General features: G+C 53.6%; 18 protein-coding genes. 12 read left to right on the top strand and 6 right to left on the bottom strand.

Translation table 11 applies throughout. The features are described from left to right. The first annotated feature begins 6 nt into the window (after positions 1 to 6). Positions 7 to 1,014: an ABC transporter permease gene (locus LBW88_RS14895; protein WP_224933315.1), complete on the top strand. Its 1,008-nt coding sequence runs from the start codon at positions 7 to 9 to the stop codon at positions 1,012 to 1,014. A gap of 106 nt (positions 1,015 to 1,120) precedes the next feature. Next, positions 1,121 to 2,170 carry a PLP-dependent cysteine synthase family protein gene (locus LBW88_RS14890; protein WP_224933316.1) on the top strand — a complete coding sequence of 350 codons (1,050 nt, stop codon included), beginning with the start codon at positions 1,121 to 1,123 and terminating at the stop codon, positions 2,168 to 2,170. Between the two features lie 119 nt (positions 2,171 to 2,289). Here LBW88_RS14890 and LBW88_RS14885 read toward each other — a convergent pair whose 3' ends face one another. Beyond that, positions 2,290 to 3,348 (bottom strand): ABC transporter substrate-binding protein, encoded by a 1,059-nt coding sequence (locus LBW88_RS14885; protein ID WP_224933317.1) that lies wholly within the window; start codon positions 3,346 to 3,348, stop codon positions 2,290 to 2,292. Between the two features lie 211 nt (positions 3,349 to 3,559). Between LBW88_RS14885 and LBW88_RS14880 the strand changes: the two genes are divergently transcribed. Together LBW88_RS14880 and LBW88_RS14875 are read left to right on the top strand one after the other, a co-directional pair. Beyond that, the gene (locus LBW88_RS14880) at positions 3,560 to 4,705 is read left to right on the top strand and encodes an acyl-CoA dehydrogenase family protein (RefSeq protein WP_224933318.1); all 1,146 of its coding nucleotides are present in this window, start codon (positions 3,560 to 3,562) and stop codon (positions 4,703 to 4,705) included. A 94-nt stretch (positions 4,706 to 4,799) separates the two neighbouring features. Further along, positions 4,800 to 5,774 (top strand): nickel/cobalt transporter, encoded by a 975-nt coding sequence (locus LBW88_RS14875; RefSeq protein WP_224933319.1) that lies wholly within the window; start codon positions 4,800 to 4,802, stop codon positions 5,772 to 5,774. 123 nt (positions 5,775 to 5,897) lie between these two features. Here the strand turns inward: LBW88_RS14875 and fhuE are convergent, their stop codons facing one another. Further along, positions 5,898 to 8,093, bottom strand: coding sequence for a ferric-rhodotorulic acid/ferric-coprogen receptor FhuE (gene fhuE / locus LBW88_RS14870; protein WP_224933320.1), 2,196 nt, complete (start codon positions 8,091 to 8,093; stop codon positions 5,898 to 5,900). Between the two features lie 362 nt (positions 8,094 to 8,455). Continuing rightward, positions 8,456 to 9,337: a LysR family transcriptional regulator gene (locus LBW88_RS14865; protein WP_224933321.1), complete on the bottom strand. Its 882-nt coding sequence runs from the start codon at positions 9,335 to 9,337 to the stop codon at positions 8,456 to 8,458. Positions 9,338 to 9,473: 136 nt separating this feature from the next. Here LBW88_RS14865 and LBW88_RS14860 point away from each other — a divergent pair, with 136 nt between their 5' ends. The 3 genes from LBW88_RS14860 (at position 9,474) to LBW88_RS14850 (ending at position 12,855) form a co-directional block, all read left to right on the top strand. Then, positions 9,474 to 10,604 carry a major royal jelly family protein gene (locus LBW88_RS14860; RefSeq protein ID WP_224933322.1) on the top strand — a complete coding sequence of 377 codons (1,131 nt, stop codon included), beginning with the start codon at positions 9,474 to 9,476 and terminating at the stop codon, positions 10,602 to 10,604. 334 nt (positions 10,605 to 10,938) lie between these two features. After that, entirely contained in the window at positions 10,939 to 12,234 is a 1,296-nt protein-coding gene (locus LBW88_RS14855; protein WP_224933323.1) for a CitMHS family transporter, read from the top strand. Between the two features lie 219 nt (positions 12,235 to 12,453). After that, positions 12,454 to 12,855: an H-NS family nucleoid-associated regulatory protein gene (locus LBW88_RS14850; protein WP_224933324.1), complete on the top strand. Its 402-nt coding sequence runs from the start codon at positions 12,454 to 12,456 to the stop codon at positions 12,853 to 12,855. A 147-nt stretch (positions 12,856 to 13,002) separates the two neighbouring features. Here the strand turns inward: LBW88_RS14850 and LBW88_RS14845 are convergent, their stop codons facing one another. From LBW88_RS14845 to LBW88_RS14835, 3 genes are read right to left on the bottom strand one after another with little or no spacing between them, the layout of a single operon-like run. Next, positions 13,003 to 14,202, bottom strand: a complete 1,200-nt coding sequence (locus LBW88_RS14845) for an aminotransferase class I/II-fold pyridoxal phosphate-dependent enzyme (protein WP_224933325.1) — start codon at positions 14,200 to 14,202, stop codon at positions 13,003 to 13,005. A 17-nt stretch (positions 14,203 to 14,219) separates the two neighbouring features. Further along, positions 14,220 to 15,518: an LLM class flavin-dependent oxidoreductase gene (locus tag LBW88_RS14840; RefSeq protein ID WP_224933326.1), complete on the bottom strand. Its 1,299-nt coding sequence runs from the start codon at positions 15,516 to 15,518 to the stop codon at positions 14,220 to 14,222. 31 nt (positions 15,519 to 15,549) lie between these two features. After that, on the bottom strand, positions 15,550 to 16,620 hold the full coding sequence (locus LBW88_RS14835; RefSeq protein WP_224933327.1) for an iron-containing alcohol dehydrogenase family protein: 1,071 nt from the start codon (positions 16,618 to 16,620) through the stop codon (positions 15,550 to 15,552). 329 nt (positions 16,621 to 16,949) lie between these two features. Here LBW88_RS14835 and LBW88_RS14830 point away from each other — a divergent pair, with 329 nt between their 5' ends. The 5 genes from LBW88_RS14830 (at position 16,950) to LBW88_RS14810 (ending at position 22,930) form a co-directional block, all read left to right on the top strand. Then, positions 16,950 to 17,495: a GNAT family N-acetyltransferase gene (locus LBW88_RS14830; protein ID WP_224933328.1), complete on the top strand. Its 546-nt coding sequence runs from the start codon at positions 16,950 to 16,952 to the stop codon at positions 17,493 to 17,495. Next, a complete protein-coding gene (locus tag LBW88_RS14825; RefSeq protein WP_224933329.1) occupies positions 17,492 to 18,640 on the top strand; it encodes an amidohydrolase in 1,149 nt (382 codons plus the stop codon). Before LBW88_RS14830 ends, LBW88_RS14825 begins: the two co-directional genes overlap by 4 nt. Beyond that, positions 18,637 to 19,953, top strand: coding sequence for an MmgE/PrpD family protein (locus LBW88_RS14820; RefSeq protein ID WP_224933330.1), 1,317 nt, complete (start codon positions 18,637 to 18,639; stop codon positions 19,951 to 19,953). The genes LBW88_RS14825 and LBW88_RS14820 overlap by 4 nt, the downstream gene beginning before the upstream one ends. Before the next feature lie 66 nt (positions 19,954 to 20,019). Beyond that, entirely contained in the window at positions 20,020 to 20,724 is a 705-nt protein-coding gene (locus LBW88_RS14815) for a helix-turn-helix transcriptional regulator (protein WP_224933331.1), read from the top strand. Between the two features lie 622 nt (positions 20,725 to 21,346). Then, complete coding sequence (locus LBW88_RS14810; protein WP_224933332.1) at positions 21,347 to 22,930, top strand: arylsulfatase; 1,584 nt, start codon at positions 21,347 to 21,349, stop codon at positions 22,928 to 22,930. Positions 22,931 to 22,979 lie beyond the last annotated feature (49 nt).

Here is a 22,979-nt window from a genome sequence, read left to right as displayed (position 1 = left end):
AGAGTCATGGCCAGTGAAACCCTCACGATTGCCCAACACCGGGCAGCACCGCGCCGCCTGCAACCTGCCATCTGGGGCGCGCTGTTGCTGTGGTGGGCGTTAGTGGCGCTGATGGTGGCGGTACCCGATAAGCCGCAGGGTTTTGCTGCCCCGCGCTTTGTCGATCAAACCCATGAACTATTTGCCGGGATTGCGTTGTTGCTTACCGTGTTGGCTATAGCATCTGGCGTGTTTCCGCGCCTGACGCTGCTGGCACCGTTGAAGCGCAGCGGGCCGTGGCTGATTGTGCTGGCGCTGCTGATTGGCGTGTGGGAAACCGTGACCGGCAAACTGGCGCTGTTGCCCGCGCCCTTCTTTGCACCGCCGCGCGCACTGGTGGAAGCCTATGCCACTGACTGGCCGCGCCTGCTGGATAGCGTGCTCAATTCTCTGCGTTTGCTGGCCTTTGGTTTTCTCTACGGCAGCGTGGTGGGCTTTATCACCGGCGTGGCGATAGGCTGGTCGCGTGGACTCGGCTATTGGGTGCATCCGATTTTGCGCTTCCTCGGTCCCGTGCCATCCACGGCGTTGTTGCCGCTGTCGCTTTACTTCTTCCCTTCGAGTTTCTCCGCTGCGGTATTTCTGATCGCCCTGGCCACCTGGTTCCCGGTGACCGTGCTGACCTGGTCCGGCGTTTCCAGCGTCGATACCCGTTATTACGATGTAGCGCGCACGCTGGGCGCCAATTCGATGTTCTTAGTCCTGCGAGTGGCGGTACCCGCCGCACTGCCGCATCTGTTTGTCGGCTTATTTATGGGGCTGGGCGCGTCATTTTCAGTGCTGGTAGCCGCGGAGATGATGGGGGTGAAATCGGGCCTGGGTTGGTATCTCCAGTGGGCACAGGGCTGGGCGGCCTACGCCAATATGTATGCCGCGCTGATCGTGATGGCGCTGCTGTTCTCTTCCCTGATCTCCCTGTTATTCCTGGTGCGTGACCGTTTGCTCTCGTGGCAGCGCAGCGCGGTGAAATGGTAACTGCATGGTGATGCGCGTGAAGGCGCACCTTTTAGCAACGTTGCCACATCTGAAGGGTCGCCAATCATGGCGACCCACGCAGGCTACTCCACCAAAGAGGTGAACTATGGTTGCAAAAATTTCCTCGTCAATCACCGAACTTATTGGCAATACGCCGCTGCTGCGGCTCTCGCGTTATGCTCAGCAACAAGAGATTCAGGCCGAACTGATCGCCAAACTGGAGCTGTTTAATCCTAATCACAGCGTCAAGGATCGCATCGCACTCAGCATGATCGAAGCCGCCGAGCGCAACGGCACCATTCAGCCTGGCGACACGCTGGTTGAAACCACCAGCGGCAATACCGGGATTGGATTAGCGGCGATTGCAGCGGCTAAGGGCTACAAATTCCGCGTCTATATCAATGATTTTGTCAGCATCGAACGCACACAGCTGATTCAGGCTTACGGTGCTGAAGTGGTGCCGTTCAGCACCATCGAGGGCTTCAGAGAGTTTTATGAAGCCAGTAACGGCGATTTTGTCGCGGCCACCAAATGGCTGGCGGAGAAGGTCACCGCCGCGGAGCCGGAAGTTCACTTCCTGTTGCAGCTGGAGAACCCTGCCAACCCGGCAGTGCATGTTCAGACCACCGGGCCTGAAATCTGGCGAGACAGCGGCGGCAAGCTGGATATCTTTATTGCGGCAGTGGGAACCGGCGGCACGCTATCCGGCACCGGTCGTTATCTGAAGCAGCAATATCCGAGCTTGCAAGTGATAGCCGTGGAACCCGGCGTGGGTTCACAGCCCAGCGAATTGCGCCCGGAACCGCTGGAGATCACCGGGGTACACGCCTTTAGCAATCAACCGCCCGAACGTATCCCGGCGAATTTAGATCATCGCGTGTATGACGAAGTGATCGCCGTGGAAACCTGGCAAGCCTATGCGGCAGCGCGTCAACTGGCGCTCAGCGAAGGTGTACTGGTGGGCGATTCGTCCGGTGCCGTGTTATGGGCAGCGGAACAGGTGGCAGCGCGACCGGAAAATCACGGTAAACGCATAGTGGTTTTGCTGGCGGATGGCGGCAGTAGTTACCTCAGCACTCAACTCTTTGCTCACCAGGAGCCGGCCGAAAACTTCAAACTGGCGAATGCAATTCAAACTTCGCAGAAGATTGCCTGATTCGCTGAGTTTCCTTGTCGCGATGTCATTTATTGCGCATTCCTGAGCAGCAACACTGCTCGATGAATGCGCGATAAATCATGCCGCTACATCAGTTTGCGCATTATAAAACCGCCCCCTCACACCAACACATTACTGGTGATACCCTTTGCAAACAGCAGCGGATCGGTTTCTGGTCTCAACACGTTTATTGCCTTCAAATCCCGCGCATAAACATCGATTTCTTTGACGAACGCATTGCCCACTGAATAGTGCCCATGGGTATGGGTTTTCAGCACGCTGGCAATTTCTTGTGGCGTGGTATTCAGCGCCTGACCGTTGAACTCGCTGCCAATCGCTTCAGGATGCTGCGCGGCATAAGCGTGCGCTTGCAGGATGGCGTGGGTAATCGCTGCGGCCACCTCTGGCTGTTCGCGAATCAAACTGCCACGCGTACCCACCACACAGCAGCTCAGATTGGCGTATTCATCCATCAAATTAGTGCCGACTTCGCGATAGCCAGGCTTCTGCGCCAGGCGCCACATTATAGGATCTGAGCCGCTGGCGGCCTGAATCTCCCCTTTCTCCAACACCATTGGCAGCAAATCTTGCGGGAATACGCGCCAGTTCACGTCGGTATTGGGATCGACGCCGTGCTTTTTCAGCATCAGTGAAAAGAAGTTCTTATCTGCGCCCGCCATATCGGTGACGCCGATGGTTTTGCCCTTCAACTGCTCCAGCGTAGCGGGACCGTCATTGCGCGCTAATAAGCGCATGCAACCACCGTGCGTACCAGCGGTGAGCTTCACATCAAAGCCCTGCTCCAGCGCTTTTAACCAGCGCAGCGCCATGCCAACTGCCGCTTCGGCTTTCCCAGTGGCAATCGACTCCAGCAATAATTCGGTGGAGTTGCCAAAGTTAACGAACTCCACTTCAAGGTTATGCGCCTTGAAGAAGTTATGCTGATGGGCCACCACAACCGGTGCCAGGCAGATGGCATTGAGGTTTACCGCGAGGCGAATATGCGTGGGTTTCGCCAATGCCCATTTGCCTGCACCGCCCTGCAACAGGTCGCCGGACATCGGCATATTGTGCATGGAATCGTCGGCAAAACTCCGTCCCGGCAACGTTGAAGCCATCATCGCCGCGGCGGAATATCCGAGAAAGCGACGACGCGAAAGTAAATAATTTTCTGGCATGGTTTTACTCCCAAAAATATATGCAGGTAAAAGATTGATCGTTGTAATCATTCATTTCAGGAGTTGGCAGGTTAATCGTTAATTAACAGCGCAACCAGACGCGTAATTATGCCGATTCCGCATGTGTTAAGCGGTTTTATTGCTTTTACAGTCTCGCGCTATCAGGAAACAATCGACCTTATGTTATTCAGAGATTAATAAGGTTTTCTCAATGGCAAATAACACGCCTTTTCTCGCTGAAATATTGCCAGCGCTCACCAAACTATTGGCTGAAGATGCTGAAGAAGTCGATTGCAGCGGTGAATTTCCACGCGCGGCTTTTGCTCATCTACAACAACTGGGATTGTTGCATTTCGCCCTGCCCCTCTCTTCAGGCGGCAGCGGTGGCGATTTAAGGGATTGTCAGACAATCATTCAGGCGGTAGCGCGTGGCGAACCCTCTACTGCGCTAATTCTGATCATGCAGTATCTCAACACGCGGCGGCTGAGTGAGGAATCTAATTGGCCTGTTGATGTACGCGCTACTGTGGCGAGCAGCGTGGTCTCTCAGGGCGCGTTGATCAATGCGCTGCGCGTCGAGCCTGAACTGGGCACGCCAGCGCGTGGCGGTTTGCCCGCAACCCGAGCACGGTGGACCGCCGAGGGCTGGCGCATCAGTGGCGAGAAGATTTACTCCACCGGCAGCCATGGGCTGAGCTGGTTTCTGGTTTGGGCCAGCAGTGATGATGTGGATCCGCTGGTCGGCGGTTATCTGGTGCCCGCCGATGCGCCAGGCATCCAAATCGTCGATGAGTGGGATCATCTGGGAATGCGCGGCACCTGTAGCCATCGTGTGGTGTTTAATGAGGTGCTGATTCCGCTGGATCACGCGGTCAACGTTGCGCCCTGGAGCACGCCGAAACCCGGGCTAAATGAAGAAGAGTCTGTGTGGTTAGCTGTGCTGCTTGGCTCGCTGTATGACGCGATTGCCCAGAGCGCTCGCGACTGGTTTATCGGCTTTTTACAGCAGCGTGTTCCCGCCAATCTCGGTGCTCCACTGGCTTCCTTGCCGCGTTTTCAAGAGTTGGTCGGACGCATTGATACGCTGCTGTTCACGAATAGCACGCTGCTTAATAGCGCCGCTCGCGATCAGATAGCCAGCAGCCATACGGCACAAATCAAACAGGTGGTGACCGAGAATGCGATTCGTGCTGTTGAACTTATGGTGGAGAGTATTGGTAATCATGCGCTAACGCGCCAACATCCGTTACAACGTCACTATCGTAATGTGCTTTGCGGTCGTATCCACACCCCGCAGAGCGACGCCATTTTCACTTCCGTGGGCAAAACCGCCCTGGCTGCTGAGAGAACTACGTAATGGCCGCGTCACTATGACATCCACCCTGCACCCTATAAAATCGCACTAAAATCCTGCATGCTGTCTGTTCTCAGGGCCGCGATATCTCATAGCTATGACTGCCACCAAAACCGGATTTACCCTTGTAGCGCTGGCGATTTTTGCCGCACTCGCTGTGCTGTTTTCACATTGGACAGCGTTTCTTGCGTGGTCATTGCAAACGCAGATCCAACTCCATCGCCTGCTGGTGACGCATCTGCTGCAAATCAATAGCGGGCAATATAGCGCTGGGTTGTGGTTGATCGGCGTGACCTTTATTTATGGCATCTTGCATGCGGTTGGCCCCGGCCATGGCAAATTTATCGTCACCACCTGGCTCACCACCCACCAACCGCCGCGTGGTGTCGCCCTTACCGTGCCGTTTCTTGGTAGCCTGGTGCAGGGTCTCAGCGCCATCGCTTTTGTGTTTATCCTGGCCGTTGGCTTTAACCTGACGACGGGCGATCTCAGCACCAGCCGTTGGTATCTGGAAAAGGCCAGTTCAGTGTTTATTGCCGCGCTGGGCGTGATGATGATGGTGCAAGCGTGGCGAATCCGCAAAACGCATCTGCACCAACATCAGCACCTGCACCTGCACCTGCACCAAAATGAGCATGAGCATGAGCATGAGCATGAGCATGAGCAGCATCATAACTGCTGCGGCCATCATCACGGCATTACTGCAGAATCAGTGGATAACTGGAAGGCGTGGATCGGCATTATTATTGCCACGGGCGTGCGGCCTTGCAGCGGCGCACTCACGGTGCTGCTGTTTGCCAGCGTGATTGGCATCACCCGTTGGGGCATGTTTGCAGTGATGACCATGGCACTCGGCACCGGTATGGCACTGGTCGCGCTGGCCCTGTTTGTCCGCCATTTCCGTCATCGCGCGGGAGAGTTATGGTTGGCTGAAACATCGCCACGCACACAACAAATACTGGGGATGGTACGTATTGCCGGAGGCGCGTTGCTGATCTTATTTGCGATGGTGCTGTTTTTAACCGTGGTGCCGATCAGTGCGAACGGGGATTATATTGCGGCGGGATGTTGAGAATTTATCAAGTCTGATGCGAACAACGCCGGGCCGGCATCCTTGCCGCCCCTGCCGTTAGCTCACGAACGCGAGCGTGAATTCTGGCAGAGCACGCATCGCTGCGTGCCCGGTTGGTTGAAATCAGAAACGGTAAGACGCAGTCACCGAGAAGCTACGAGGTTCGCCGTAAACGATGCCGCCGCTACCGACGTTCTCGTCATACTCTTTGTCGAACAGGTTGTTCAGATTTCCCTGCACGCTCAGGTTTTTGGTCACGTCGTAACGTGCGAACAGATCCACCAGCGCATAGCTGCCCTGACGTGCACGCCAGGTACCATTGCCATCCGGTGCGCCAACGTCTTTATACGTCTTCGACTGCCAGTTCACACCGCCACCCAGCGTCAGCTGATCCAGCATCGGCAGACGATAGCTGGTGAACAGGTTGAACGATGTGCGTGGCAGTTGGGAATTATAGTTCTCACCATCACGATCTTCGGCCACATAGGTGGTGCCGCCGAAGGTCATCTGCCAGTTATCCGTCAGCGCACCGTTCACTTCGAACTCTACGCCGCGGCTGACGACACCACTTTTGCCAACATAGATGGCATTACCCGTGTCCGGATTGGTTGCCCCAGTTGCTTCTGCAACGTTGTCCAGTTCTGAACGGAACACTGAAATGGATGTGGTCAGACGGCTATTAAGCCAGTCAGATTTCACACCGGCTTCATAGTTCTTACCAATGACAGGTGAGAGGTAACCCCCTGTAGCATCTTGATAATCCTGCGGCTGGAATACTGAGGTATAGCTCGCGTAAGCCGACCAGTTATCATAGAAGTCCCAGATCACACCGCCATACGGAGTGGTGTTATTCTTCTCCATCTCAGCATTCAGCGTCTCACGATTCCAGTTGGTATAACGCGCACCCAAAATAACATGCAGCGGATCGGCCAGTGAAATGCGAGTAGCAACATAAGCGGATTTCTGACGCACTAATTGCGTATCCGATGCCGGTTCACGAGGGTTCCAATCGGTTTCCGGGAAGTTGCCATTGAAGTTATTGAAATTGCCCAACTCGGTCGGCGAAATATTCGCCCACGCGCTGTAATACTTATTATCCTGACGGCTGTAATTCACACCCACCATCAGTTCATGTTGGCGACCTAACAATTCATACGGGCCGCTGGCAAACGCATCGACGGCATCAACTTTACGTTTACCGGTGTTGTATCCCGTACCGCCGACAACAGGGTAATTAGCATAAGGTGAAGTGCCGATACCGGTGTTCTTATCGAAGTAGCCATCAATATAGAGTTGCTTACTGTCGAGGAGCATCTCGTTATGAGTACCGTTAAGCGTAATGTTCCAGCCGTTATCGAAGTTCTGCTGCAGGTTAACAAAGACCTTTTTGTTTTCTTTGTTGTTGTAAGCCCACTCTGGCGAAGTGTTATATCCGCGACGCAGATGCGTTTGCGTACCGTCGGTATTCCAACGCGGCGAACCACTCCACATTGGGGAGTCGGTATCGACCTGGGTAAATTCATAGCCCACAGACAGCTTGGTTTTGTCGGTCAGGTCAGCATCCACCACACCGTAGATGAATTTCTTCTCGAAGCCATAGCGTTCAATAAAGCTGTTTTTATCTTCGTAACCTGCCACCACGCGACCACGCACGTTACCTTCAGGTGACAGGGGCGCGGAAAGGTCAGCGACATAACGCTGCTTATCCCAGCTGCCGTAGCTCGCTTCCAGATTTCCGGTGAACTCTTTGCTGTCGGCGTGCTTACGTACCATGTTAATGGAAGCTGACGGGTTGCCTGGGCCGGTCAACAGGCCGGTGGCACCGCGCACCACTTCAACGCGCTCATACAGCGCCATATCGGTTTGCGCATCACCGAGGTTCCAGCGAGAAGCGAAAGCGGTAGGGATGCCATCAACCATGTAATTGTCGATGATAAAACCGCGTGAATAATAATTCGTACGATCCATATCGCTGCTGACGCCTCTAATACCGGTGGTATTGGACAGTACGTCATTCAGGGATTGCAGCTGCTGGTCTTGCATACGCTGCTTGCTGACAATGCTGACCGATTGCGGAATATCACGCGCGGTCAATGCCATTTTGGTACCGGCACGGGTGACCGGGACGCTGTAATCTTTTGCTGCCTGCTCTTGCGCATCGCTGCTGGCGCTGGCATCCACGGTCAAGGTTTGCTCTGTAGTGGTGCTATCTGCGGCCTGGGCAATACCTGACGCCACCATCATTGCCAGCAGAGAGACACGCAATGCACGTTGCGGCGCACGGCCAGATTCCCTGACGCGCTTTTCTTTGAAAGACATAATATTCCTCAATTCACTTATCGTTATTTTGTGTTGGCGGCATGTCTGCTGACGTCTGTTAGATCCAGCCATAAATAACGTGCTGAAAAGGAATATCAGGATGAGGTATTTCCCGACCGCGCCGTCCTGGCGCAAACAGAACGACCGTAAAGATGCCGTTAAGAAAGCAAATGAGAAATATACGCATTAAGATTACTATTGCAAGAAATTGTTACCGGTTTTCCGGCAATTTTACATTTGGATAAATCCTTATTCTTCAATGATTAATAATAAAGGAGGGTTATTTTCGGTAATTATCACGCACGTTAATGGAGCAAGCCTGTGATAAATCACAGGTTCTCGCCGTGAGGGTATTCCGGGGATCACCAGGGCCAGCGCTTTTCCGCCAAATCCACCAGGAGACGTGATGCAGGTGAGAGTTCACTTAATGAGCGGAATTGCCAGCCGAAGGTACGAGGCATCATCACCAGCGGCAGCGGAATTTCAATCAACTCGCCGCCCTCACCTTTTAATAATCGGCGTGAAATGAAACTCAATAACTGGGTTTGCGCCAGTACAGCGCGTATCGGTGACAGCGTATTGCTTTCCATTTGTGCACGCGGCGGCGCATAGCCACCGCTGCGCAAGCGTTGTTCCAGCCACTGACGCGTCGCGACATTATCCGACGGCAATAGCCAGTTGTATTCATCAAGCTGTTCAGGCGTCGGATGTATATTGGCCAGCGGATGATGGCGACTGGCGGCAATCACCACCGGATCCTCAATAAGCGGTCGGGTAATAAACTCGCTGTTTCCCTGTGGCAGAAAACCCAGAATCAAATCGACTTTGTTCTCACGCAGCAGTTTTTGCAGCAGATCATTCATCCCGACAGTCACTTCGAGTCTGGCAGTGGGAGCTTTGTGCAACAGGTCCTTACTCAGCACCGGTAGCATAAATTCCGCCGCCGTTGCCGCCACACCCAACCGGATCACGCCCGCCGTTCCCGCACCCAGCGCCTGTAAATCCTGTCGGGTGACCTGCATCATGTGCACGACTTTTTGAGCACGTTCACAAAGTAGTAGTCCCGCTTCCGTGAGTTGCATCCCACGCCCCACCTTGAGAATTAACCGCGTGGCGTAAAACTTCTCCAGGCGTTGCAGACATTTGGTTAACGCGGGCTGAGTGATACCAAGGGATTGCGCCGCTTTACCCAGATGTCCTGTCTCCTTCACCGCCAGCAGATAATGCAGATCTTTCAGTTCCATTCATTCCCACCAGGAATCAATTGATAAAATTCAGAGAATATAATTTATCACTCTACGCTGCCAGGATGGAATGACATTAACAACAGAGCAACACGCTGTTCGCGTCACCTTGTGGCGCTTAACAAGGGAGTAAAGGATGAAACATTCACTGAAAGCACTGGTCACGATGATCGCTTTGGCCAACAGCGCACTGGTTTTGGCACAAGACACGCTGCCCGTGACGATGCCGACGCAACAGGACAGTCGTTTGAAACAGGTCGCCACTTCGCCACGCGTGTGGAATGGCATTACCGTTAGCCATGACAACCGACTGTTCGCCTCGTTAACGCAATCGGAAGGTGCGGGTTTGCAGCTGGCGGAAGTGATCAACAATCAGCTGAAAGCCTTTCCCGATGACAGCTGGAATCAGTGGAACGCGAACGATCCGGAGCATCATTTCTACCACGTTAATGCGCTGCGAATCGGTCCGGATGGCGATCTGTGGGTGATGGATTCGGGTAATAAGGGCATTGGTACCGGCGATCAGGCCGTGGCCGGTGGCGCCAAGCTGGTCCACATCAGTCTGGCAACCGGCAAAGTTGTGAACAGCTATGTGTTCAAAGCTCCGACACTGCAACCCACCAGTTATCTGGATGATGTGCGTTTTAATGGCGACTTTGCCTATATCACCGATCCGGGGGCGGTGGGATTAGTGGTGCTGAACCTGAAAAGCGGCAAAAGCTGGCGGGTGCTGGATAACCACCCTCTCTCCATTGACCATCAGCCAATTTATGCCGATGGCAAGAAGTTGATTCTGCGTGATGGCCGTGAAAAACGCGTGGGCCTCGATCAGCTCGAAGTCTCGCCGGATGGCAAATGGCTCTATTATCAGGCGATTCCGGGGCCGCTGGCGCGGATTGAAACTCGCTATCTGAACGACAGCGCTCTTTCAGCAGCGGAAGTGGCGAAGCATGCGGAGAAAGTGCGCGAAACCTGGAGCACCGGCGGAACGGCCATTGATGCCGAAGGTAATATCTACGCGTCGGATATCAATACCCGCAGCATTAAACGCATTGCGCCCGATGGCAAAGTGACCACCGTGGTGCAGGATCCACGCCTGGTATGGATTGACGCGATGTGGGTATCCGACGGCGCACTGTGGATGCCGTCCGGACAGATCAATCGCACGCCAGCGACCACCGGCGGCAAACCGTCAACCGTAGAATATCCGGTGAAGCTATACCGTCTGCCATTACCGATTAAACCTTCACCGCTGGATCATCAATAAGCCAGAACGTGCAGTTTAATGCTATTCAGCGCGGTCTTCAGGCCGCGCTGCAATCAACGTTAGTGATATTGATAAACAGGAGGAAATAACACCACGATAAATCATCACCGTACGCTATTTTAAATATATTAAAACTAAGAGGTTACGCACAACTTTCGCGTAAACCTAACCTTGTGCCTGCCGAAATAAAAGCTGGATAATATTGCCAGATTGACGAGGTTGCAGAAGGTTAATTTGAACAATAAATAATCATTCGCTGTTTTTTATTTATTCCGAACACGTTGCGTTTGCTACCCACAAACGTGCTCTATCCCTCTGGACAGGAACTCTCGTCATGCTGCTGATCATCAGTCTGCTTATGATAATCTGCTTTATTAGCTTATTAATGAGCAAAAAGCTTTCCGCTCTGACTGCATTAATCCTCATTCCCACGCTATTCGCATTGTTATCTGGCCATGGCGCGGATATGGGTGCAATGGTAATCAAAGGATTACGCACCGTCGCGCCCACGGGCGTGATGTTGATATTCGCGATGCTCTATTTTATGAGCGTGACGGATGCCGGTATGTTTGATCCAATTATTAAACGTATTGTTTCTGCGGTCGATGGCGATCCGGTAAAGATATTCATCGGCACTGCGCTACTCGGCTTTATTGTCGCCTTAGATGGTGATGGCGCGACGGTATATATGATCGTGCTTTCCGCGTTTATGCCGATATATGAACGCATCGGTTTATCAAAGCTCAGCGTTGCCGCACTGCTATTACAGTGCACCGGGCTGGGCAATATGTTTCCGTGGGGCGGCCCTACGGCGCGCGCGGCAGCGGCCGTGCAGGCGGACGTGGCCACGCTGTTTGTTCCGCTCTTGGTTCCCTTACTGGCCTGCGTAGCGTGGACCTTCATACTGGCGATCATGCTCGGCAGAAGTGAGCGCAAGCGCCTCGGTTTCCAGCAGCATCTCCCGGTGGATCGCGCCGCTGTTCAGTTTGAGGAGAAGCCGTGCGTCGCTTGGCGTTTCTGGTTTAACTGGGCACTGACCATTGCATTGATGACCTTCCTGGTGCTGGATGTGATGCCCATGGCGTACCTGTTTATGCTGGCCACCGCCATCATGTTTGTCGTCAATTATCCGCAACTGAGCCAGCAGCAGGAGCAGATCGGCCGCCATGCGCCTGCCATCCTTGCCGTGGCAGGATTAATTTTCGCCGCTGCGGTGTTTACCGGTATTTTTGCTGAAACCGGTATGGCGAACGCACTGGCGCAGGCCATTGTACAAACCATTCCCGCGGCGCTGGGGCCGTATCTTGCGGTGATTACCGCACTGATCAGTATTCCCGTCACCTGGATGGTATCGAATGATGTGTTCTATTTCGGCATGCTGCCAGTGTTGGTGCAGGCGGCCGGACATTACGGTATCGAACCGATTGAAATGGCACGTGCGGCATTGGTCGGCCAGCCGGTGCATATTCTCAGCCCGCTGGTTGCCTCGACTTATTTATTAGTCGGCATGCTGAAACTCGATTATGCCCAGACCCAACGCTTCACGCTGCGCTGGTCGTTTATTACCTCGATTGTGTTGTTAGTGGTTGCGCTGATTACTGGTTGCTTCCCGTTCTATCGTAGTATGTAAAATATATCCTACTCTCTTATAGCCGCTATTAATCGCGGCTACCTACCCGGTTCACTTGTATAAAACATATACTCATTATCTTATTGTTCGATATAGAAGAACCCTGTTGTAGGATTATTTTCCGGACGATTCTGCATGATGCGTATTATTTTCATTTGCTAAAAATTGACGTAGAATGCGCCCTTTCATCTTCGTTATAAAAGTAATAAGGGTTTTTTCATGAGCGATGCACTCAAAGCATTGAACAATCTTCGTACGCTGCGTGCCCATGCGCGTGATGTTGAGATTGCGGTATTAGACGAAATGCTGGAAAAGTTCGCCGTGGTGGTTGCAGAACGCCGTGAAGAAGCGGCAGCGAATAATGCCGCTCAGCGCGAGAAAGAAGAAAAGCTGGCGTTGTATAAAGAGATGCTGCTGAATGATGGCATCGATATTAGTGAATTGACGAAATTAAACCAGAGCGAAACCAAACCAAAAGCGAAACGTGCGCCGCGTCCGGCGAAATATAAGTTCATCGACGAAAACGGTCATGAAAAATTCTGGACCGGTCAGGGCCGTACGCCATCACCAATCAAATCCGTATTAGATGCGGGCGGTTCGATGGATGAGTTTCTGATTTAAACCATCCGCGCAGTTAGTCGGTGCGCATGAATGCTCACCCTACGAAACACATCGCGAATGGTGGGTCATTGGTGCACATCAATGACCCATGATGGAATAGAATACGGATTGTTGTAGGGTCGCCATTTATGGCGACCGATTTAACCGCTACTTCAACGCCGCACAGGCTGCCGCAATACGTTTTCCGGCCTCGCGCACGCTCTCAATATCCGTGGCAATCGACAGGCGGAAATACGGTGACAAGCCATACGCACTGCCGGCAACGCCGGATACGCCGCTCTCCAGCAGATAATTAAGCACATCCTGTTCGCTTTCCAGCTTACGTCCATCAGCACGCGATTTGCCCAACAGGCCAGCACAGCGACAGAAGATAAAGAACGCCCCTTCTGGATTCAGCACCTCAATGCCTTCAACCGGACTTAGCTGCGCCATAATCGCATCGCGACGATCCTGATAGGCTGCACGTTGCGGTGGCAGAAAATCCAGCCCACCGTTTAACGCCGCCACCGCTGCAGCCTGACTGATGGCGCTGGCACCTGAACTGTTCTGCGACTGCACCACCACCATGGCATCAATCAGCGCTTGCGGACCGGCACCAAAGCCGATACGCCAGCCGGTCATGGCATAGGTTTTCGATACGCCGCCGACCAGCAGAATGCGTTCGGCTAAATCAGGTGCTACCTGCAACAGGCTAACGTGTTCACGTCCATCAAACAGAATGTGTTCATACAGTTCATCCAGCATGATCCACACATTAGGATGGTCACGCAGCACTGCCGCCAGTGCGGTTAGCTCTGCTGCGTTATACACCGCACCGGATGGATTGCCGGGATTGTTCAGTACCAGCCAGCGGGTTTTATCGGTAATAGCCCGTGCCAGTTGCTGCGGTTGCAACTTGTATTCCTGCTCAAGCGGGCACTCCAGCAGCACCGCTTCGCCACCGTTGAAACGTACGCTATCGGGAAACGTCGGCCAGTACGGCACCGGCACAATCACCTCATCGCCGTCATTCAAGGTGGCGGCGAAGGCGTTGAAGATGATCTGTTTCGCACCGTTGGCAATGCAGATCTGCCCCAGCGCATAATCCAGCTGATTTTCACGTGCCAGCTTGGACTGCACCGCTTTACGCAGCGGCGTGGTGCCGTTGGTTGGCGTGTAACGGGTTTCGCCGTTGTTCATGGCTTCAACGGCAGCATCGCGGATGTGCTGCGGCGTATCAAAATCCGGCTCACCGGTGGTGAGATCCAGAATATCCACGCCCTGCTCTTTCAGCTGGCGCGTCAACTGACGCGCCGCCGCATTGGCAGAGAGCGACACAGACTGCACACGCTTCGATAAGGTGACCATGTTCTGCTCCTGAGGGTTTACAGCGCTGGCAAACCGAGATTCTCGCGCAGCGTGGCGAATTCATAATCGTCGCGGAACAGGCCACGGCGACGCAGTTCCGGGATCACCAGTTCAACGAACAGGTCCAGCTGCTCAGACATGATGGCAGGCATGATATTGAAGCCGTCAGCGCCACCCTCTTTCATCCACAGCTCAAAGTCATCGGCGATGTCTTCAGCGGTACCGACAATCACGCGGTGACCACGCGATCCCGCAGCCACAGCCGCCAGCTCACGCAGGGTCAGGTTTTCACGCTTCGCCATATCGGTCATCAGTTTCACGCGGCTCTGGTTGCCTTCACCCAGTGGCACTTCTGGCACAGGACCATCCAGTGGATACTGGCTTAGATCCATGCTGAAACGCAGCGACAGCTGACGCAGACCGTTTTCGATATCCACCAGCGTATTCAGCTCTTTCCACAGCGCTTTGGCTTCTTCACGGGTGCGTCCAACAATCGGCATCACGCCCGGCATGATCACCACGTGATCCGGATTACGACCCGCCGCAATCACCTGGTCTTTCTGCGAGCGGTAGAAGGTTTGCGCTTCTTCCAGGCTGGCGGCAGCGGTGAAGATCACTTCGGCGGTTTCGGCCGCCAGTTTTTGCCCATCCGCGGATGAACCGGCTTCGATGATCACCGGACGTCCCTGCGGAGAACGCGTGATGTTCAGCGGCCCCTGAACCTGGAAGTGCTCGCCTTGGTGATCAATCGACTTAATTTTGTCATTAACGAAGTATTCACCGGTCTCTTTGTTCGGCTGTACTGCACCCGCTTCCCAACCTTCCCATAGCTTGTTGGTCACTTCAAGGAACTCACGCGCACGCGCATAGCGCTCGGCGTGGTTCGGCATATCGTTGCGGCTGAAATTACGCGCTACGTCGGTGGAGAACGAAGTCACCACGTTCCACGCTGCACGACCACGGCTGATGTGATCCAGCGACGAGAAGCTGCGCGCCATGGTGAACGGATCGCTAAAAGTGGTGGAAGCCGTCGCTGCCAGGCCGATACGTTTGGTGTTCACCGCCAGCGCCGACAGCATGGTCAGCGGCTCAAGGCGTGCCATGGTCGAAGGCAGACGGTACATGCTGGTGGCTAACGCATCGCCAACAAAGAACAGGTCAAATTTGCCGGCTTCGGCTTTCTTCGCGATGGTGATCAACCAGTCAATGTCAGTAGGATCACCGAGTTTTTCGGTCAGACGCCAGCCGCTGACGTGTTGTCCGACTGGTTGTACAAAGAGCCCTAAGCGGATGCGTTGAGTTTGTGCAGTAGCCATGAAGTTGTCCTGGTCAATAAAAGAGTAAAAGTTAGAAACGGTTTTCGGTTGCCAGCAGCGCCTGCTCTAACGCATCCGCATGAATGCGGAACGGCAGACGTTCAGCGCTGGCCGCCGGGAATTTAATTTGTTCTGCAATGGTGCGAATCGCCGCCGCGCGCTCGCCGGTCAGCGGGGCCAGCGTCAATGGCATCGCGTACTGACGCAGCAATGCCAGCAGTTCTGCATCAGGCACACCATCGTGTTCAATCAACGATTGAACCAACAGGCTGTAACCCACCTTTTCACCGTGCAGCCAATGATGCAGCTCGGGCTGATGCGTCAAACGGTTATGAATCGCATGAGCAAAGCCAGGCGTGGGCAGTTGATCGCGCACGCTGTTGGCCAGGCCTGCCAGTACGATGTTGGCATCAATCACTTTCACCAACTCCGGCGTGACCTGCTGCTTTTCATTGGCGCTAACGGCTGCTTCACCCAGTTGGCGATAAACATCCAGCGCACGTTGCGCCGTCATCACTTTGAGGTCGAGGGCCAGATCGTGCGGGTTATTGCGCAGATAAGGGGCGAATTCGTAGTATTTCGCCAGCGCATCCACAATACCGGCTTTGAGATAGCGCACATCGCTGCGGGCAATCACTTCACTGTCCACCAGCACCAGCTCAGGCATTTTACCCAGCGGTTGGCTGCGCACGTGGCCGCCCTGCTCGTTATAAATAATTGCCACCGGCGACCAGGCCGCGCAGGTCGCCGCCAAAGTAGCGAAGTTGATCACTTTCAGATCCGGTAACTGACTGCCCACCGCTTTGGCAGCATCCAGCACGCGCCCACCGCCCACGGCAAACAGCAGTTCAGCTTGCTGTTGCTCAACGTTGGTTTTCAGCGTTTCAATGGCGGCATCGGTGCATTCACCGTGCAGATATTCCAACTCCCAGCGGATACCGTTGGCTTCTAAGCTCTGGCTTAATTCCGGATTAACGGCTTGCCAGGCATTGGGAGAGGTGAAGATGCGGATATGTGTGGCATAAGGTTTGATAAATTCACCGGCACGCTTACGCAGGCCAGCTTCATGTGCATAAGCACGCGGAGATTTGATCGCTAACACGTCGTCACCCTGATTAAGAATAAGGCTATAACGAGAAAAGTTATTTTATTTCATGGGGTTAATGCGAAATAGTTATAGCGCTATGTAATTTATGCATACTACGGTAAATCGCGATATAAGCAATGGAAAAGCCGCCATTTCATTTTCACAAATTCGCATTAGCTTAGTCATTTTTCACATATAGAAGCGCAAGGCATTACTGATATTCTGAGTTGCTTAGCACGCTGGGTATTTTGAATCAGCGCTTTAATTTGCACTGTTTCAACCGCTAAGCGCTGCTCAATCTGCATTCTACTTACCGCTTCCAGGCGGTTTTTCCGGGGATAGTTATGTCACTTGAATTTCGTCAGGTTAGAGAAGATGAGGTTGAAACCTATCAGGCGCTGATGCACGCCGCTTATGCGTCAACGCTGGCGCTGGGCATCAAATTTGATGCCGCTACCGCAGATCGTGAAAAGACGCTGCGCCACCTGCAAAGTCACGGCGTTTATGCGCTCTACGCAGAAGGTGTGATGGTTTCCTCAGTCACCGTGCGCTATCCGTGGGGACCGCTGCCAGGGCCATTTGGCCTGCCGCATATTGGCTGGTTCGGTGCCCATCCCGACTATCCCGGTAAACAGTATGGCCGTCAGGTACAGGATCGGCTGGAGCAAGAGATCCTGCTGGGCCAACTGCGCGCCCCTGCGGTTTCACTCGGCACAGCCACCAGCCATCCGTGGTTGATCGAGATGTATAAAAAGCGCGGCTTCCAGCTGATGCACACCACCGATCTCGGCAAAGGCCACATCACCCAATATATGAAGAAAGTGCTGGATGACAGCGCGCATGATGCGTGGATGACACGTCAGGCCGCACAACAAGGAAGCAAAGCATGAGTTTTGATGAGAGCGCATTGGGCCAGCATTTGATTGCCTTCCGCCATGAGTTACACCGTTTTCCTGAACTCTCTAATGAAGAGTTTGAAACCACCGCGCGTATTCGCCAGCAGCTTGAACAGCACCAGATCCGCGTATTGGATTTGCCGCTGAAAACCGGATTGGTAGCGGAAGTCGGTCCAGAAAATGGGCCACTGATCGTGCTGCGTTCCGACATTGATGCACTGCCGATTGAAGAGCAGTCTGATGTGACGTTCCGTTCAGAGCATCCGGGCGTGATGCACGCGTGCGGCCACGACTTTCACAGTTCCGCGGCGTTGGGCGCGGCAATTCTGCTGAAACAGCAGGAAGCAGGCTTAAAGGGCCGCGTGCGTATTTTGTTCCAGGCCGCCGAAGAGACCGGCCAGGGCGCGCCGGATGTGATTGCCACTGGCGCACTGCAGGACGCCGTGACGATTTTCGGCATTCACAACGATCCTTCCCTGCCGCCGGGCGTGATTGGCAGCAAGGCCGGCCCATTGACCGCCGCCGTCGATCGCTTTGACATCAAGATTATCGGCACGGGCAGCCACGCTGCGAAACCGCATCAGGGCAACGATCCGATTGTGATTGCCGCGCAGATTGTTTCTGCGGCGCAAACGCTGATCAGCCGTAATGCGCCTTCCGGCGATAACGCGGTGGTCTCGATCACCCAGATTCACAGTGGCAGCACCTGGAACGTCATTCCGGATAGCGCCTGGCTGGAAGGCACGGTGCGTTCATTCTCGCAGGAGACGCGCGACCGACTGGAGCAGCGCTTCCGCGAGATCGTGCAGGGAATTGGTGCTGCCTTCGCTGCCAACGTTGAGTTCAATTGGCACGCAGGTCCACCTTCAGTGGTGAATGATGCATACTGGGCCGATTTCGCCTTACAGCAGGCAACGGCCAGCGGCTTTGAAACGCGCGTGGTGGAAGCCAGCCCGATTGGGGAAGATTTTGCCTTCTACCAACAGCAGTTGCCGGGTGCCTTTATGATGATTGGTACCGGTGAACCTTATGCGCTGCATCATCCGGCGTTTCGTATTAACGATGATGTGCTGCTACCAACCTCACGCTATCTGGCTAATCTGGCTGTGGCAGCACTGAACAGTGTGGCGCCGCAATGAGTATCACCGCTGCTCTCGCTGAGCTAATCGTCCACAGCCAACCCAATGCCGCTGCACGTGAAGCCGCGCGCGAAGGGGTGAAGGATTTTCTCGCCGTCAGCTGGCCGGTACTGCAAGGTCAGGTTCCGGATAGCGGCTTGCCGGCACTGCGCACGGTGTATAGCGACGGCGGCCCACGTTCTCAGGCATTACTGCTCGGTTATGCCGCTCACGCGCTGGATTACGATGATTTCCACGCCGATTTTCGCGGCCACCCGAGCGTAGTAATTCTGCCTGCGCTGTTTGCCTGGCAGCAGCAACAGGCGGCAGCCATTGATGATTTCCTAGATGCTTACGCCATCGGTGTGGAAATGGCCGGACGGCTTGGGCTCGCCGCTAGCCAGCAGCATTATGCCCTTGGCCATCACAACACTGCGACGCTGGGCACCATTGCCGCAGCGGCCGCACTGGCGCGCTTACTGAAACTGGATGTCAGTGAAACTGCCACGCTAATCGGGATCGCTACCACTCAGGCAAGCGGACTGCGCGCGCAGTTCGGTTCCGCTGTCAAACCGCTCCACGCGGGTTTAGCGGCGGAACGTGCAGTTACGGCAGCACAGCTCACGCTGGCCGGTTTCGATGGCAAACAGGATGGCGTGGTTGAGGCTTTCCTTGCAGCCAGCAGCAACGGCGCAGCTCAACCTGAAAAATTGGTCGCGCATTGGGGCGAGCCGTGGCGCATCGTGACGCCGGGTCTGGAGTACAAACCCTTCCCGACCTGCGCCGGAACGCATAGCGCAGCGGAAGCCGCGCGCATTCTGCGTGATGGCTGGTTAGCCAGCGGCAATTCGCTGGAAGCGCTACTGGATAACATCACCGATATCAGCGTAGCTTTCCCGCCAGGTGGCGATATTGCCGCTTCCGTCACAGCACCCTCCAATGGTATTGAGGCGCGTTTCAGCCTGGAATATGTTATCGCCGCGATGCTAATTTATAACGATCTGCGCCTGGAGGATTTCGCTGAGGGCGATCTCAATCACGCAGTGCTGCCGCTGGCGGCGAAGGTGCGTCGTACGCCCGATGACAGCGCACCGCCGGATGCGATCAATCCCGCGTTGCGTTTTCATCTGGTTACCCTTACCTTGCGCGATGGCACGCTGTTGCAACAGCGTCGTACCCGTCAGCAATCACTGGCCGATGGCGTTGACGTGGAGAGTAAATTGCGCCTGGCGTTAAGTCAGGAATCGGGCGAGCGATGGCAACAGTTGCAGCAGAGCAGCGCATTGCAGACAACCGCTGATCTTGCATCGCTGCAGCAGTTATTACGAATTTAATATTAAGGCACGGCGCGCGGGCCTGAACCTCGCCTCACTGCCCGACTCTTAGCTTAGGCACATGCAATGACCAAAACCCAGCGACTGATGGAACTCGTGCAATTGTTACGTTGTCACCGTTATCCGGTGACTGCGCAGCATCTTGCGGAGCAACTGAGCATTAGCGTGCGCACCGTCTATCGCGACATCATCTGCTTGCAGCAGCAAGGCGTTGAGATTGAAGGCAGCGCGGGCTTAGGTTATTTGTTGAAATCGGATGGGCATCTGCCGCCGCTGATGTTCTCGCGCCATGAACTCGACGCACTGGCGCTGGGGTTGGACTGGGTCAGCCGTCACACCGATGCCGAACTGAAGTCTGCGGCACAACATGCGCTGGCTAAAATCCACGCCGTGTTGCCGGAACATTTATCCCACGCGCTCGACCATCAATCGCTGCTGGTTGCCACACGCGGTGAAGTGCTGTTTGAAACCCACCTGCCTGAAATTCGCCAGGCAATCCATACGCGCAACAAGATAATCTTACGATACAAAGATCTCAAAGAGGCCACTTCCACCCGAGTGATTTGGCCGGTGGTGCTGGGCTATTTCGATCGTGTACGCTTATTGTGCGGCTGGTGCGAGTTGCGCCAGGATTTTCGCAACTTCCGCGTTGATCGTATTGAACAAATTCAGGCGAGTAATGAGGTTTATCCCGGCACGCGTTTTCAATTACTTAAGCGCTGGAAGGATTACCACCAGTTGCGGGAGCAGAATGGTTATCGGGATGTTTAATCCTCGATAAGTTAATAATAAGGATACTAACTATTACTTATGAAAGGATTAAATTCGATTGATAGTTAACAAAGCGAAATTAATCAAAAATAATTTTAAAGAATTACGACCTTTATCGAGGAATTATTCATTCATCTCATTTTAAAAACCCACAACCCGTTGATATTTATTTTTAAAACATCACCACCCCTCCTATTAATTAAGACTTTCTTTATCCACCCTATTTCTTCATTAACTGACAGCCATATTCAAGATCTCCATCACAATTTATAAATGGCACTTGGCATTCCAGTTTTAACCCGCTATTGTTTTTTCATAATCAGAAACTTTTGATGTCAGCAGTCATACAAAAACAAACCATTAGCTTTTCCTTTCCGTTGTATTTTCTCCTGCTACTCCCAGCAAAACGTGCCGTAAAAAAGTTAAAAATCCATACCGTTGTAAATCAAAATAGCGCTCGAATTCCCAATAAGGGGATATCGTTGCGCAGCAGTGCGGTCTTACTGTCTGATAATTAAGTCTATTTCGTTCATGACAATCTTAATAAGGAGGTCTGAAAACAACGTTCACTAACGTCGGATTTATCGTGTCTCTCAGAACCTATCTTAATCGGAGTGCAGAAATGTCCAGAGTCCCTTTTGGTAAGTCGCTTCTCGCCTCAATGCTTTCGGTGGCCTGCTGTTCCTGGAGTGCCCATGCCGCGCCAGACAACAGCGCACCGGCCACCGCCCCCGAGCAGAACAAAGATAAACCTAATATTGTCGTGATATTTGGTGACGATATTGGCTACTGGAACATCAGTACCTACAACCAGGGAATGATGGGGTACAAGACACCGAATATTGACAGCATTGCGGCGGAGGGGGCTAAATTTACGTCTTATTACGCCGAGCAGAGTTCCACCGCAGGACGCTCCTCGTTTATTACCGGGCAAATGCCGTTCCGTACCGGGATGAGTAAAGTGGGGATGCCGGGCGCTCCGCAGGGTCTGCAAAAAGAGGACCCCACCATTGCGTCGATTCTTAAACAACTGGGTTACGCCACCGGACAGTTTGGTAAAAACCACCTCGGCGATCGCGATGAGTTCCTCCCCACCGCACATGGCTTCGATGAATTCTTTGGCAATCTCTATCATCTGAATGCCGAAGAGGAACCTGAGAATCCTGACTATCCAAAAGATCCCGCATTCAAAAAACAATTTGGTCCACGTGGTGTAATTCGATCCACCGCCGACGGCAAAGTCGAAGATACCGGTCCGCTCAATGTGAAACGCATGGAAACGGTCGATGAGGAGACGATGGCAGCCAATAACGATTTTATGGAGCGTCAGGTCAAAGCCAATAAACCCTTCTTTACCTGGTTCAATACCACGCGTATGCATAATAAAACGCATATTAAACCGTCAGATAAGGGTGTGACAGGGCTAGGTGATTATGCCGATGGCATGGTGGAGCATGACAAGATGATTGGCGAGGTGCTGAAGAAGATTAAAGATCTCGGCATCGAAGACAACACTATCGTGCTCTACACCACGGACAATGGCCCGATGATCGCCACCTGGCCTGATTCAGGCATGACGCCGTTCCGCGGTGAAAAAAATACCGGCTGGGAAGGCGGTTTCCGTGTTCCGGCGATGATCAAATGGCCGGGCCACATTAAACCCGGCACGGTAATTAACGATATGTTTGGCAGTAATGACTGGTTCCCAACCCTGGTGGCCGCTGCCGGTGTCAGTGACATCAAACAGCAGTTACTCAAGGGCTACAAAACCAGTGCCATGACCTACAAAGTCCATCTCGATGGCTATAACCAACTCGATTTCCTGCAAGGGAAAGCGCCGGATCAGCGTCATGAGTTCTTCTACTGGAGCGATGACGGTGATCTGCTGGCGATGCGTTACGGTCGCTGGAAAGCTCACTTCATGATTCAGGAACATACCGGGCTGGATCTGTGGAAATATCCGTTCACCAAACTGCGTACACCGTTGATCTTCGATCTGGAGATCGATCCATTAGAGCGCGGTGATGACGGTATGGACTACAACCACTGGTTCTATGATCGTCTGTTCCTGCTGGGCGGTGCTCAGAAATATGCCGCCGATATGCTGGAGAGTTTCAAAGAGTTCCCTCCACGTCAAAAACCCGGTTCCTTCACCGTTTCTGATGTACAGAAATTTATCGACGAAGGCAGCCCGGCCACGAATTAATTTCGCAGACTACAACCGGGCGTATTCGCGCCCGGTTTACGGAGGCATC

The sequence above is a fragment of the Pantoea sp. alder81 genome, assembly GCF_020179835.1.
Taxonomy (GTDB): Bacteria; Pseudomonadota; Gammaproteobacteria; order Enterobacterales; family Enterobacteriaceae; genus Pantoea.
This window is presented reverse-complemented; position numbering and strand designations above follow the sequence as displayed.

What these genes read in the sequence shown, in the direction of transcription:
- LBW88_RS14865 (WP_224933321.1), bottom strand. Translation starts at nt 9,337, where the DNA reads ATGGAACTGAAAGATCTGCATTATCTGCTGGCGGTGAAGGAGACAGGA.
- LBW88_RS14895 (WP_224933315.1), top strand. Translation starts at nt 7, where the DNA reads ATGGCCAGTGAAACCCTCACGATTGCCCAACACCGGGCAGCACCGCGC.
- LBW88_RS14820 (WP_224933330.1), top strand. Translation starts at nt 18,637, where the DNA reads ATGAGTATCACCGCTGCTCTCGCTGAGCTAATCGTCCACAGCCAACCC.
- LBW88_RS14825 (WP_224933329.1), top strand. Translation starts at nt 17,492, where the DNA reads ATGAGTTTTGATGAGAGCGCATTGGGCCAGCATTTGATTGCCTTCCGC.
- LBW88_RS14850 (WP_224933324.1), top strand. Translation starts at nt 12,454, where the DNA reads ATGAGCGATGCACTCAAAGCATTGAACAATCTTCGTACGCTGCGTGCC.
- LBW88_RS14845 (WP_224933325.1), bottom strand. Translation starts at nt 14,202, where the DNA reads ATGGTCACCTTATCGAAGCGTGTGCAGTCTGTGTCGCTCTCTGCCAAT.
- LBW88_RS14885 (WP_224933317.1), bottom strand. Translation starts at nt 3,348, where the DNA reads ATGCCAGAAAATTATTTACTTTCGCGTCGTCGCTTTCTCGGATATTCC.
- LBW88_RS14880 (WP_224933318.1), top strand. Translation starts at nt 3,560, where the DNA reads ATGGCAAATAACACGCCTTTTCTCGCTGAAATATTGCCAGCGCTCACC.
- fhuE (WP_224933320.1), bottom strand. Translation starts at nt 8,093, where the DNA reads ATGTCTTTCAAAGAAAAGCGCGTCAGGGAATCTGGCCGTGCGCCGCAA.
- LBW88_RS14855 (WP_224933323.1), top strand. Translation starts at nt 10,939, where the DNA reads ATGCTGCTGATCATCAGTCTGCTTATGATAATCTGCTTTATTAGCTTA.
- LBW88_RS14860 (WP_224933322.1), top strand. Translation starts at nt 9,474, where the DNA reads ATGAAACATTCACTGAAAGCACTGGTCACGATGATCGCTTTGGCCAAC.
- LBW88_RS14815 (WP_224933331.1), top strand. Translation starts at nt 20,020, where the DNA reads ATGACCAAAACCCAGCGACTGATGGAACTCGTGCAATTGTTACGTTGT.
- LBW88_RS14810 (WP_224933332.1), top strand. Translation starts at nt 21,347, where the DNA reads ATGTCCAGAGTCCCTTTTGGTAAGTCGCTTCTCGCCTCAATGCTTTCG.
- LBW88_RS14840 (WP_224933326.1), bottom strand. Translation starts at nt 15,518, where the DNA reads ATGGCTACTGCACAAACTCAACGCATCCGCTTAGGGCTCTTTGTACAA.
- LBW88_RS14890 (WP_224933316.1), top strand. Translation starts at nt 1,121, where the DNA reads ATGGTTGCAAAAATTTCCTCGTCAATCACCGAACTTATTGGCAATACG.
- LBW88_RS14875 (WP_224933319.1), top strand. Translation starts at nt 4,800, where the DNA reads ATGACTGCCACCAAAACCGGATTTACCCTTGTAGCGCTGGCGATTTTT.
- LBW88_RS14830 (WP_224933328.1), top strand. Translation starts at nt 16,950, where the DNA reads ATGTCACTTGAATTTCGTCAGGTTAGAGAAGATGAGGTTGAAACCTAT.